Annotated in this window: 15 protein-coding genes and 4 pseudogenes; 3 read left to right on the plus strand and 16 right to left on the minus strand. The window is 36.4% G+C overall.

Annotated features, from left to right (window positions below; translation table 11 throughout):
* Entirely contained in the window at window positions 1-993 is a 993-nt protein-coding gene (locus FGL31_RS03535) for a sugar kinase (RefSeq protein WP_138089712.1), read from the minus strand.
* 142 nt (window positions 994-1,135) lie between these two features.
* Here FGL31_RS03535 and FGL31_RS03540 point away from each other — a divergent pair, with 142 nt between their 5' ends.
* From FGL31_RS03540 to FGL31_RS03550, 3 genes and pseudogenes are all read left to right on the plus strand, one after another.
* Entirely contained in the window at window positions 1,136-1,957 is an 822-nt protein-coding gene (locus FGL31_RS03540) for an SDR family oxidoreductase (protein WP_138089713.1), read from the plus strand.
* A gap of 1 nt (window position 1,958) precedes the next feature.
* Window positions 1,959-3,127: pseudogene (gene uxuA / locus FGL31_RS03545) on the plus strand (mannonate dehydratase).
* 25 nt (window positions 3,128-3,152) lie between these two features.
* Window positions 3,153-4,593: pseudogene (locus FGL31_RS03550) on the plus strand (MFS transporter).
* A 118-nt stretch (window positions 4,594-4,711) separates the two neighbouring features.
* Here the strand turns inward: FGL31_RS03550 and catB are convergent.
* The 15 genes and pseudogenes from catB to FGL31_RS24455 all read right to left on the minus strand — a co-directional run bounded on the left by catB (window position 4,712) and on the right by FGL31_RS24455 (window position 12,737).
* A pseudogene (gene catB / locus FGL31_RS03555) lies at window positions 4,712-5,345 on the minus strand (type B chloramphenicol O-acetyltransferase).
* Between the two features lie 145 nt (window positions 5,346-5,490).
* Window positions 5,491-5,934 carry a hypothetical protein gene (locus FGL31_RS03560; RefSeq protein WP_138089714.1) on the minus strand — a complete coding sequence of 148 codons (444 nt, stop codon included), beginning with the start codon at window positions 5,932-5,934 and terminating at the stop codon, window positions 5,491-5,493.
* A 38-nt stretch (window positions 5,935-5,972) separates the two neighbouring features.
* Window positions 5,973-6,323, minus strand: a complete 351-nt coding sequence (locus FGL31_RS03565; RefSeq protein WP_138089715.1) for a hypothetical protein — start codon at window positions 6,321-6,323, stop codon at window positions 5,973-5,975.
* 70 nt (window positions 6,324-6,393) lie between these two features.
* Window positions 6,394-7,035 (minus strand): hypothetical protein, encoded by a 642-nt coding sequence (locus tag FGL31_RS03570; protein ID WP_138089716.1) that lies wholly within the window; start codon window positions 7,033-7,035, stop codon window positions 6,394-6,396.
* Between the two features lie 94 nt (window positions 7,036-7,129).
* On the minus strand, window positions 7,130-7,783 hold the full coding sequence (locus FGL31_RS23005) for a hypothetical protein (RefSeq protein ID WP_197734069.1): 654 nt from the start codon (window positions 7,781-7,783) through the stop codon (window positions 7,130-7,132).
* Window positions 7,719-8,515, minus strand: a pseudogene (locus tag FGL31_RS23010) (alkaline phosphatase family protein). The gene FGL31_RS23005 and the pseudogene FGL31_RS23010 overlap by 65 nt, the downstream one beginning before the upstream one ends.
* A 101-nt stretch (window positions 8,516-8,616) precedes the next feature.
* Window positions 8,617-9,624, minus strand: a complete 1,008-nt coding sequence (gene eboE, locus FGL31_RS03580) for a metabolite traffic protein EboE (protein WP_232046237.1) — start codon at window positions 9,622-9,624, stop codon at window positions 8,617-8,619.
* Between the two features lie 103 nt (window positions 9,625-9,727).
* On the minus strand, window positions 9,728-10,279 hold the full coding sequence (locus FGL31_RS29580; RefSeq protein WP_197734381.1) for a 3-dehydroquinate synthase family protein: 552 nt from the start codon (window positions 10,277-10,279) through the stop codon (window positions 9,728-9,730).
* Between the two features lie 108 nt (window positions 10,280-10,387).
* Entirely contained in the window at window positions 10,388-10,609 is a 222-nt protein-coding gene (locus FGL31_RS30240) for a dehydroquinate synthase/iron-containing alcohol dehydrogenase family protein (protein ID WP_197734072.1), read from the minus strand.
* Window positions 10,610-10,911: 302 nt separating this feature from the next.
* Complete coding sequence (locus tag FGL31_RS03590; protein WP_138089717.1) at window positions 10,912-11,163, minus strand: UbiA prenyltransferase family protein; 252 nt, start codon at window positions 11,161-11,163, stop codon at window positions 10,912-10,914.
* Window positions 11,154-11,606 carry a UbiA family prenyltransferase gene (locus FGL31_RS03595; RefSeq protein WP_138089718.1) on the minus strand — a complete coding sequence of 151 codons (453 nt, stop codon included), beginning with the start codon at window positions 11,604-11,606 and terminating at the stop codon, window positions 11,154-11,156. Before FGL31_RS03595 ends, FGL31_RS03590 begins: the two co-directional genes overlap by 10 nt.
* Entirely contained in the window at window positions 11,596-11,787 is a 192-nt protein-coding gene (locus FGL31_RS22510) for a hypothetical protein (protein WP_171017535.1), read from the minus strand. Before FGL31_RS22510 ends, FGL31_RS03595 begins: the two co-directional genes overlap by 11 nt.
* A gap of 10 nt (window positions 11,788-11,797) precedes the next feature.
* On the minus strand, window positions 11,798-11,947 hold the full coding sequence (locus FGL31_RS24445) for a hypothetical protein (RefSeq protein ID WP_232046238.1): 150 nt from the start codon (window positions 11,945-11,947) through the stop codon (window positions 11,798-11,800).
* The gene (locus FGL31_RS24450) at window positions 11,928-12,119 is read right to left on the minus strand and encodes a hypothetical protein (RefSeq protein WP_232046239.1); all 192 of its coding nucleotides are present in this window, start codon (window positions 12,117-12,119) and stop codon (window positions 11,928-11,930) included. Before FGL31_RS24450 ends, FGL31_RS24445 begins: the two co-directional genes overlap by 20 nt.
* Window positions 12,120-12,227: 108 nt before the next feature.
* Window positions 12,228-12,737, minus strand: a complete 510-nt coding sequence (locus tag FGL31_RS24455; protein ID WP_232046240.1) for a TatD family hydrolase — start codon at window positions 12,735-12,737, stop codon at window positions 12,228-12,230.
* Window positions 12,738-12,775 lie beyond the last annotated feature (38 nt).

Genomic DNA, 12,775 nt, shown 5'->3' on the forward strand with positions numbered 1-12,775 from the left:
TTAAATTGCTTTTCCATTTCCGAAGTCACCTTCAACAAATAATTTTTGATATCCCGCTGCTGTGGCAAAGTTAACTATTTCTTGAGCAGACATGTTGTTTATTAGAGCATGAATCAGTCCAGCCATAAAAGCATCACCACTTCCAATCCTGTCGATCACTTCTTGGGTTTCATATGTGTCAGAAATAGTGTTTTCTGAATGACTATGATAAGTGCCAAAGAATAGATTATGTTTTGAGTGGTCCATAAATCTAAAAGTATTCGCTATATGTTTAGCTTTTGGAAAATGATTAAAAATATAATCAGATGATTTCTGAGAACAATCAAAATACTTGTCTTTCTCAGTATTTCTGGTCAATCCTGCCTCTACTGGACTGCCAAGCATATTGTTTGCTGCCCAAATATTTCCCATGATTACATCACAATATCGCACCAGTTCGGGCATTATTTCTAATGGTGATTTACCATACTTCCATAATTTATTTCTATAATTTAAATCTACAGAAATAGTTATATTTCTTTTATTGGCTTCATTCAGCACCTGCTCCATTAACTCTGCCATGCCTAAAGATAGGGCGGGCGTCAATGCTGACCAATGCAACCAATTAACATCATCAAACAGTTTGTCAAAATCTAGGTTTTCTAATTTCAATAAACTAAAACTAGAGTATTTCCTGTCATATACAACCTCACCGCTAGATAGTCCATTTGCCGAAAGCAATAGATAGCTGCCGATGCGATTCCCAGAAATTATAGATTTGGAACAGTCCACCCCTAAGTTTTCTAAGGTGTTTTTTAAATCGTTTGCAAACACATTATCTGGGAAGGCACTACAATACTGAACCTGGTCTCCCATCTGAGCAAGCCCAACAGCAACATTTGCTTCCGACCCCCCAGGGAATATTTTTAAGCGATTTGAACCAGCCTCAAAGATTGATTCATTTTCACTTTGAAGTCTATAAAGTATTTCTCCGAATGTTAAGATCTGTGGCATAGGTTATAAAAAACTTCAATATAGTGGTTTTGAATTTATTGTCAACGATAATTTACGAAAACGATTAAGTAATTAACCAAAGGAGAATACCCGTTTTTCGCTTTTATTTCAGTATTATTGAATTATAATCTAACCATAAACTATGAGTATTCTAGAGAAATTTTCCCTAAAAGGTAAGGTGATCGTTATAACGGGTGGTACCGGAATTTTAGGTAAATCATTTGTAAAAGCCCTTGCAGAAGCAGGAGCAACGATTGTTATCATTGGGAGAAATCAAGATAAAATCAATGAACGTGTTAATATGGCTACCGACCTTGGTGCTGAAGCTATAGGATTGGTAGCTGATGTTATGGATGAACAATCCGTAAAAGATGCAAAACAAAAAATTGTCAATAAATATGGTTCAATTGATGGGTTGATCAATGCGGTAGGTGGCAATATCCCTGGAGCTACCATTGGAGATGACCAATCCATTTTTGACAATAAAATCCAAGATACCATCAAAGCAATTGAATTAAACTTATATGGTACAATCATACCTACTCTGATCTTTGGTGAATTAATTGCTGAAAAAGGTAAAGGCTCCATTATCAACATTTCTTCGTTGGCAGCATCTCGTCCACTGACTCGTGTATTGGGATATACTGTTGCCAAACATGGTATTGATGGATTTACTAAATGGATGTCAACGGAATTGGCACTTCGTTATGGAGATCAAGTTAGAGTTAATGCCATTGCACCTGGTGTGTTTTTAACAGAACAAAATCGGACGTTATTAACCAATGAAGATGGAAGCTATACAGATAGAGCTCAAAAATTCATCAATGGAACTCCATATAGAAGATTAGGAGATCCTTCGGAATTAGAAGGTACCTTGATCTATTTATTGAGCGATGCTTCGGCTTTTGTATCAGGAGAAGTTGTATTTGTAGATGGTGGTTTTAACTCATGGTGTGGTGTATAAAATGGAAAATAAAAAAGTATTAGAGCAAACATGGAGATGGTATGGTCCAAATGATCCAGTATCTCTTCAAGATGTTAAACAAGCTGGAGCAACTGGAATTGTATCGGCTTTACATCATATCCCACATGGTGAGGTTTGGCCAATTGAAGATATCCAAGAACGAAAGCGCATCATTGAAGAAGCGGGACTAACGTGGTCTGTGGTTGAATCTGTTCCTGTCCATGAAGCGATAAAAACAAAATCGCCAGAAGCCGATGAGTATATCAAACGATATAAACAATCATTGATCAATTTGGCAGCCTGTGGCATTTATACCATTTGTTATAATTTTATGCCAGTCCTAGACTGGACCAGAACTCAGTTGGACTTGATGATGAAAGATGGGTCCAAGGCTTTATATTTGATTGGATTGACCTTGCTATTTTTGATATTTATATTCTCCAGCGCGAAAGTGCTAGCCAAGATTATCCAAAAGAGGTTCAATTAGCGGCAGATAAAAAATTCTCTGAAATGGGAGAGGATGAGAAAACTCATCTCCAATTTAATATTCTAATGGGAATCCCAGGAGAAGGAGATATAACTCTAGAATCACTGCATGACAGCATCAATATTTACAAAACTATTGGAAGAGATGGTCTTAAGCAAAACCTTCTCTATTTCTTGGGTGAAATAGCTGACACCTGTGAGGCTAATGGAATTAAGATGACCATTCATCCCGATGATCCACCATATCCAATCCTAGGGCTTCCCAGAGTGGTTAGCAATGAAGAAGATCTTACCTTTATAATCAATGAACAACCCAAGGAGTTTAATGGAATTTGTTTTTGTACCGGTTCTTTAGGAGCAGGACCTAAGAATGATCTTCCAAGTATATTGGATAAAGTAAAGCATCGCGTATATTTTGCCCATTTAAGAAATGTGAAAAGAGATGAATTGGGTAGCTTTTATGAAGCTGATCATTTAGATGGGGATGTTGACATGTATGAAATTGTTAAAGGATTGAGTCAAGAAAATCAAAATCGTGAAAAACCGATTCCATTCAGGCCCGACCATGGCCATCAGATGTTAGATGACTTGGATAAGGTCACTAATCCCGGTTATTCTGCAATCGGAAGATTGAGAGGCCTAGCAGAATTGAGAGGATTAGAATTAGGGATTTTAAGATCTTAACCAATCTAAACCATAAACTAAAATTATGACATCAACTAAACCTACCAGATATCGGTGGACCATCTGCGCATTATTGTTTTTTGCAACGACCATTAATTATTTGGACCGACAAGTACTTTCCTTGACCTGGAAAGATTTTATAGCTCCCGAATTCCATTGGACTAACAATGACTATGGTAATGTAGCGGCTATATTCGCTATCGTTTATGCCATCTCCATGCTTTTATCAGGGCGGATAATTGATAAACTAGGAACTAAAAAGGGCTATATGTGGGCAATTGCGATTTGGTCTGTAGGGGCAATTTTGCATGCATTCTGTGGTATGATTACTTCAGGAATGTTAACAGGACAATGGCTAGTTACCTTTGAACAATCTAAAGAAATCATAGCTGGTATTGAAGATATCAGTAAAGTCGTCAATATTTCTGTAACCGTGTTTATTTTTGCAAGGATTGTATTGGCCCTTGGAGAAGGAGGTAACTTTCCTGCTGCAATGAAAGCCTGCGTAGAATACTTTCCTAAAAAAGACCGCGCATTTGCTACTTCCATATTCAATTCCGGGACAACCATTGGCGCATTAGTAGCTCCGTTGGTAATTCCAGTAATAGCTGCCCAATATGGTTGGGAAATGTCTTTTATTATTATTGGTGCCTTGGGCTTTATCTGGATGGGATTTTGGCAGTTTATGTATAAAAAGCCAGAAGAAAACCCTCAAGTAAATGAGGAGGAGCTAAACTATATAAAACAAGATGTTGACCATGGGGAGATCGCGACAGCTGAAACACCAGTCACTTCCAAAGTTTCGATTCTGGAATGTCTAAAGTTCAAACAAACTTGGGCATTGATTTTCGGAAAATTCTTTACAGATGGTGTTTGGTGGTTTCTTCTATTTTGGTTCCCGGCTTATTTAAGTTCTGTGTATGATATCAAATCTTCAGATTTTGAAGGACAGATAGCAATTTTTGTACTATATGCTATTACCATGCTCTCCATCATTGGCGGTTGGTTGCCAACTTACTTTGTTGAGAAAAAAGGAATGGAAGTATATGCTGGTCGTATGCGTGCCATGCTGATATTTGCATTTTTTCCACTGTTAATATTGTTTGCACAGCCACTGGGTGAATATAGCTATTGGTTTCCTGTGATCTTGATAGGTATAAGTGCTGCAGCACATCAGTCATGGTCAGCCAATATATTCTCTGCAGTTGGGGATATGTTCCCTAAAAAGGCAATTGCCACTGTGACGGGAATCAGCGGATTAGCTGGAGGTATAGGGTCTTTCTTGATCAATAAGATCTCAGGAGTTTTGTTTGACTATGCTGAACAAACAAATATGAAAGTTTTTTGGATTTGAAGGAATTGAATCCGGTTATTTTATAATATTTGCAGTTTGTTCAGTAGCTTATTTAATAGCATGGACCATTATGAGGATACTAGTTCCTAAAATGAAATTGATACATCTGTAGGGAGATTTGAGATATGAGATGTGAGATGTGAGATATGAGATGTGAGATGTGAGATGTGAAATTTGAAAATAAAAACCCCTTTGTAACAATGCAAAGGGGTTTTTGTATTTATATGAATTTATTTATCGAATGATTGGTAGTATTCGTATAATTTTTTGATATTCCCGGAGCTTAATATGGGCATGGCTTTTTTGAGTTTGTCGTCATCCCAATTCCACCATTTTAATTCTAGTAGCATTTCGATTTCAGCATCATGAAACCTTTTGCGGATTAATTTGGCAGGATTTGCCTCCAATAATCGAATAAGGCTCCACGTCTTTTGCCACCAACGCACGACTACCTATGACGGCTCCATCTCCAATTTTATTCCAGGCATAATCATCGGCCTCTGTACCTATCCATACATCATTTCCAATTACAGTATCGCCGGATGATTGATAACCATTCTGACTACCTTCAAATATGTCCACATCAGGCATATAATAGAATGGGAATGTTGAAATCCAATCATACCTATGACCTTGATTCCCCGCCATAATAAAACTGGCACCACTTCCGATTGAACAGAAGGAGCCAATAATTAACTTGTCAATACCTTTTTCATCAGGAAATAAATAGCGAGCACAGTCATCAAATGAGTGTCCATGATAATAACCCGAATAATAGGAAAACCTACCGGCAACTATATTGGGATTTGTAATATGATCTTTGATTATTTTGCCCATAAATGGGCTTTCGAAATAATTTTCCATTTTAGCATTTTTATGATTCAATAATATACATGCAAGGCATTAGTTGCCTTACTTAAATTAGTTGTATATAGTTGAATGCTGCTAATCTGACTTTTTCATTAATCAAATATAGTGAACTCTTCTTAATAGATTGCTTTCCATGTTGTTAATTTCTTAGAAAGAATTGAGGCAACTCAGGTTTCTGCCCTTTTTTGATTGCTTTGATATATGGTAAATAATGCTTTTTATACCAAGGAATACTTTCTCTAAAACGATCTGACAGTCTTTCTTCCATTAGATTGTTTATTTCTAAGGCTTCTTTCAGCTTTCCTTCCCCTACGAGTTTATAGATAAACAAAAGAGAAATGGAATATAAATTTTTAATCAAAATAAAGTCTTCAATTGGCTCCTCGGATTCAAAAATGTCTATATAATACTGATACGGTTTTGAGAAAAATTTTTCTGGAAACTCAGTTTCTATTTTTGCGAGGTATGCGCCGTCTAAATTATCGGCAATAGTGAAAAACTCATCTAATGATTTGATAACAGCCTGACCCTTTGATTTCATGGGAAGCAACCATAATCCCCATACATTTAGTTTTTTTTTCAAACTCCTTGTCGTATGGGATTAGTTCAAAAAGAGAAGTTTTAAAATGTGCGTTTTCCGATTTTGGTGCTGGTTGCCACATTCTGCCATTTCATTAGTAGATCATACTGAACATAAGTGTCAATGAATATAGAGCTAAATTCAACGTCTAAGGTTATATTATTGAAAATCCTACTATTGGATACCTTTGTTTTAACATCTTTAAAACAAAGCCATTTATGAGTATTTAAATCGTCTGATACCTCATATGATAGAAAGGAGTAGTCTGATGATTCGATTTTTTGATTTACATAGTTTTCAACTGTTAGAACATTTTCAGCTATATTTTCAAGTGATTTTTTATTCTTGAGATAGGATGTGTAAATTTTATCAACAGTCTTTTTGGAATCCATCAGGAATTCGATTTTGGCTTTCTCATCTGGTGTTGGGAATCCGCCAAGTTCATTTGTCCGACTAGGAATTTCAAAATTCTGTTTCCTTTTTCTTGATTGACAATAGACTGTGTTGAATGAAAAGTTCGCGCAGTTTGAGAAGCTCTCCATTGTTTGTCCAATCCTCAAAATATTTTGGAATACCATCTTCTGATGAAATGTCAAATTCAAAAAATGCATTTAAAAACGCTAAATAGAAATCATGCATCAACGATTTATCCTTATATTTTTCTGCTAACTCAATTCCTGTTGAAATTAAATTTAATACAGGAATTTCCTGTGGTTCTTCTTTTGCTTCAGACCACTTACCTTCTTCAACTAACCTCTTCCAAGTATCGGAACCATATTCAGGAAAAATAAAACCATCCTCGTAAAAAACTACATCGCCTTCATCTGCTTGATCAATGTTGGAAGGTATCCAATTCTCTTCAATCGATGCAAAATATTCAGAGTCGCTTTTGTAGTCTGGGTGTTGATCAACAGGGAGTTTTTTAATATATCCAATTTTCTCCAAAAATGAAAAACAACGTAATGTGGTATAACTTGTATCAAAGCGATTTTGGAATTGGTACAGATTATAAATCAGATTACGTTGTTCTTCAATTGAAAGATGGCTCCTTTCAATGATAAGAATAGTACTTTCTACTAAATTTTCTATAGCATGGTATGACATAAAAATCCTAAATGTTTGATTTATAAAAATGCAAAAGATATTTCTAAAGCAATTTATACTTAACAGTTTAGGCTATTTACATTTTATCTACATACTAGGAATTTACGATTTCATCTACTGGTTTGTTAACAAATATTTTGTTCAACAATAGGTTCTTGATAGCAGTTGGTTCTACAATATTTTCTAACTGTTCAAAATTTCCTATCAAGATAGGATAGTAATCTTGATCAACATCGGTAATTCCGTGAGAACCTTTCACCAAGCTTGGATCTAATGGAGTAATGTCTAATACTGCTCGGATACCAATTTTTTTCAATATTAGTTTATAGATTGCTCTAGATTTGGATGTCATGAACATTTCTACAGGATCATATCCTGGTTTTTTATGTATATCTACCATTCTAGCGTAATCTGGTGCTTTTGCATCATCCTCCCAGAAGTAATATGTTAAACCAAGCATTCCTTTTCGCCAATAAAAACTAGGTCTCCAGACCGATTCATGGTCTATGCCGTATGCTGCTTTTTCTTCTTTGTCGAGGACTTTGTCAATTCCTGCTACATCTGCCAATAATGATTTTACTTTTTGTTTTGTAGCTTCAGATTTGGTATAGATATGTGCTATTTGATGATCAGATACTGCAAATGCCTCCGACGCAGCAGCATCCAAAAGTTCTAATCCTCTCTCAAACTCTGATATCCAGTAGTCCTTCCTTTCGTAAAATTCTATTGATATGAATAGGTTGGTCAACAGGACCTATTCCGTATTCAGAAATCAATACCACTTCCACTTTTCTTTCCTTAAAAAATGTGACCATCTTTTCTACCAATTCATCAATGAGTTTAAGCTCAACTGCTGTTTGTTCACCTTTTGGGCCAAATTTTTGTAAGCAATAATCTAGATGTGGTAGGTATATTAAGTTTAATGTTGGTTGATGTTTTTCTTCGACATACATTGCAGCGTTTGCAATCCAATTTGATGAAGTAATGTTTGCATTAGGTCCCCAAAAATTAAACAATGGGAATTTTCCAAACTTGTCAGTTAATTCATCTCTTAGGCTGCTAGGATAGGCATAGCAATCAGGCATCTTTCTTCCATCGGCTAAATAATTTGGCCTAGGGGTTGCCGAAAAATCGGCGCCATTGTACATATTATACCACCAAAACATTTGTGCGCATGTGAATGCTGGATTCATTTTCTTTGCGGTGGTCCAAATATTTTCACCTTGAACCAGCTTATCGATTGCTTCCAAAATTGGATTTCAGATGCAGTTTCATCAAACCAACCATTTCCGACAATTCCATGTTCACTCGGTGTAACGCCAGTTAAATAAGTTGTTTGAGCAGAGGTGGTGAGGGCAGGCATAACCGGTTTAATATGTCGTAGTCTGTTCTCCTGTATGAATTTTTGTATAAAAGGTGTATGTTCTCCAATAACAGAGCTTGAAAGCCCAACAATATCAATTACAGCTATTCTTTTCATCTTAACTCTTTATTTTTCCACTAACCAATTTATTTCCCTTGATATAGACTCCTCAATCGGAACCTGCAAAGTTTTGGGCAATACACCCCAAGTATAAGTTTCTACCTCAATATGATTGGTTCTTGTTTCTCATTTTGCAATCCAACAACCTTTAAGATATCTTCCTGTGTAGAATCTAATTCTCCATAGCTTTCCAGAAATATTGGAACATGGAAATGACTTCTCCATTCCACATGGGTAGAATCATTACTGTCATTCAATGCATCCGGCAAATCTTTGTATTTTATCAAATTACCCGTACTATCCTTTGCAATTACTTGATGCAAATAGATAGGTTCGTTAAATTCTTTGAGCTTGTTCTTTTGATTTTCTCTTGTTTCAGAATCCCCAGACAATTTCACTTTCAATGCAGAACTTACCTGGAACTTACCTATTTTAATCTTCAGTTCTTCAAGCTTGGCCATACACTTTTCATGATCTTCGTATTCTAGTGCAAAATGGCAAACGTCATAGCATAAACATATATAACGATTTATAATTGCCTTGGCTTGATCAGCATCCAATTTTTCTTTTTCCTGAAAGTACGAAATGGCCATTGGAATCAATTCTTCGCTGTACCACTCGATAAATTCCTGCGAATCTTCAAGCATGCCATCAGGTTCTGGTTCAATATCTAAATGCATATATTTTCCAGTAGAAACCTCCTTTTGGAAAAGGTATTCAGCTATGAGCAAAATATTTTTCGTACACAGATCTCTTTTGGACTTCCATGCCTGACTTTTGTCTTCAAACCAAAAACGATAGGAAAGGGGAGATGTCGATATTCCACCCTCTTGTCCATTCTCCAACAGCTCGTTTAAAAGGTCAAATAGAGTTTTGGTATATTGAAATCTTTCCGCACTTGTCCAATCGGGAGCATGTACTTGATCTTTAACTTCTTTAATATGGAAATCACCATAAGGAAAACCATTCATTGTAAAAACATAGATTCCATTATCTTTCAACCATATCTTAAATTCCTGCAATTTCTGAGGATCTTTAAGATCTTCTGCTGCTTGTGCTGAAAGCCTTAACCCTAGTCCGAAATCTTGGTCGGGGGGAAACTGCATCTTTTATTTTTGGCAAATGCTTCTTCAATTCTTGAAAGTGATCATGCCATGCTTCGCCAGGATGAATATTGCTGCCAATAGGATAAATGTGAATTAGCTAGCTTCATAAACTGGGTTTTTGATCTTGACAAAAATTCTTGAGCAAATCAAGAGTCTTTAATACCAATGGATAATCTAAGTGGTGATAATCTTTGCCAACACCTAATTTTTCCAATAACACAATTGTTAATTTACCGCCTAGATGCTCTTGAAAATCCAACAACCCTGAAAGAAGAATAAACCTTGCTTCTTCAGTATCTAAAATTGGATGATATATAGGCAAACCTAACTTATTCATGAGGTCAACAACTCGATATGCTTCTTCCCGAGAGATATTTCCAATCAGATACGAGTAAAGCACATCAATTGAAATCCCAATGGAAACTGCCTCTCCATGCAATACCTCAAAATCAGTCATCTGCTCTAATTTATGGGCACTCCAATGGCCAAAATCAAGTGGCCTCGATGATCCTAATTCAAATGGATCACCATTACGGATATGTTCTAAATGTTTGTCAGCACATCTGAAAATCAAATCCTCCATTTCTGAAGAATTTCTTTCTTTTATCTTTTCAGCATTATTCTCAATCCATTCATAGAATGACAGATCCTTGATTAGTGCTACCTTTTATGGCTTCAGAAACACCCGCTATCCATGACCTTTCATCCAATGTTTCAAGGAATTCAAAATCGTTGAATACAGCTTTTGGTGGGGCAAATGTCCCTAAAAGTTCTTCTTACCTTTAAAATTCACCGAATTTTTAACTCCAACACCCGAGTCATTCTGAGATAATACCGTTGTTGGAATTCGAATATGTTTAATCCCTCGATGGGATATCGTTGCTGCAAAACCGACCAAATCCAATATGGCTCCACCTCCTATACCTACAATGTAGGAATGACGGTCGATACCGTATTGATCTACAGCCTGAATAATATTGTCCAAACAAGTTGGGTCATTCTTGCAAATCTCTCCCCGGGAATTACCAATGGTTCACTTGCAAGGATGAAGTCTTCAGATTCCATAAAGTAATTCCGAATCTGTTCAGCAAGATTAGGATGTGCATCCATAAAAACCTTCGTCACATTACAAATAGAATTTTCTGTTTGAAACCAGGATTGCTATGGTCTGTTAAAAAATTTTTAAAAAGGTTGTTCCCCAAAGAAAATAATCCCTTGGTGAAGAAAACATTATATTGGTATTCTATAGTGAATTTTTGTTCTAATACGCGTTCCATATATTGAGATTTAGGTTACGGCAAATTTTTTAGCTAGGAAAATCGAAACAGGTAAAATAGCACAGATGGCTAATGCCAACACCCAATAACCCGAGATTGCTATCCAACTTGCATTCATTAAAATCAAAGCCAATACGCCAAACTTGACTGACTTCCGAACATCCTGTGGTGCTAACGATTTCAATGCCTTTAACAAAGGCGAAGCAATCATAACAGTGAAAAACAAGATAAATATAAAATGCCAGATAATTTTTACTGACAAAAGCAAAATAGATTAAAGTAAGGATCACAAGTGCATACAGCCCCCATGGATACCAAAATGGCTGTTTTATTATTACCATAAACTTCTCCTCGACTAATGTTAGTAACAGCAGCAATGTAAATAATAGGTACAATGGCAAGATAAAAATAGCTTAGCGAGTCTGGTAGAACTGCCATTCCCAATAACAAGTTCAATCCTCTACAAGAACCCATTACAATTGGTCCAGCAATAAAATGGTGTTTTGCTTTCCCATTATACAGTAAGCACATCAACACAATAGCCAATGCAATATAAAAGGCTGTCAAATTAACCTGATAGGCTAGAAAACATCCAATAGAAAATGCAATAGTACCTAATATTGCTGCCGATGATCGTTTAACCTTTCCCGAAGGAATCGGTCTTTCTGGTCTTTCAATTTTATCTAACGCAGCATCAAAAGACATCGTTGAATACTATGCCGCCAGTATATAGCAACATACTTGACAAAGTAATCCAGATTAAACTTTCGGTTTCAGGCAGCTCAGATTGCAGGAAAAGACATGCTAATGCAACGCCAGCTAAAACATCAGATATTGCTGTTAAAACATTGGAAGGCCTGATTAATTGGATCCATGCTTTCAACATAATCAGAGAATTAAGAAATAATAATCGAATCCTTATTTACTCTAGGTTGTTGTCCGCCACGAAGGATGGTATTACCTTCAAACTTTTCATTTGGATCTGCAAATAAAGTTTTGTCTAGATCATTTAGATCCATATGGTTGCTAACTTGAAAAGCATCCAATGCATTTTGGAAACAAAACTTTTTCTACATCTTCTCTGGAGATACCATGTTGTAGCATCAATGCTGCAGTTTTAGGCACAGCCAATGGATCGCTGATTCCCCAGTCAGCAGCAGAATTAACCATAATTCTTTCTGAACCATATTCTTTTGACAATCTCAACCATTCTTTCATTACCCAATTTTGGTAAAAGGGTAAATAGTAAAACCTGCATAAAACCCTCTGTCCAATACCTCTTTTACTGTTTCTTCTGAATTATGGTCGATAATAACTGTCTTGGGATCAAGACCATGTTCTACAAGCCACATCCATGCTTCTTGTAGTTCCCTTAGTTTTGTCGCGGTGAGGAGTATGAACCTGGACAGGTAGTCCAGCTTCTTTTGCGAGCTCAAGTTGAGCCCTGTAATATTTGTCCTCAGCTGGGGTTTGATCGTCATAACCGATCTCCCCAATTCCTAATACACCCTCTTTATAAATAAAATGAGGAAGTAATTCCATTACTTGTTCAGCTAATGCCTCGTTGTTTGCCTCTCTAGAGTTGAGACCTATAGTGCAGAAATGTCTAATCCCAAATTGAGATGCCCTAAATCTTTCCCAACCGATAAGGCTACTGTAATAATCCTTAAAAGTATCAATCCCTGTCCTTGGTTGACCAACCCAAAAGGCAGGCTCAATCAACAAAAGAACTCCCGAATCAAACAGCGCTTGGTAATCATCCGTCGTTCGTGAAACCATATGTATATGTGGATCCACAAATTTCATCCCTTTAATTAATTCAAAGTCTAACGGCATTGGTCTCCCCCATGCTCGCTAAGTCTCTATTTAATTCT

The organism is Sphingobacterium daejeonense, from assembly GCF_901472535.1.
GTDB classification, from domain to species: domain Bacteria; phylum Bacteroidota; class Bacteroidia; order Sphingobacteriales; family Sphingobacteriaceae; genus Sphingobacterium; species Sphingobacterium daejeonense.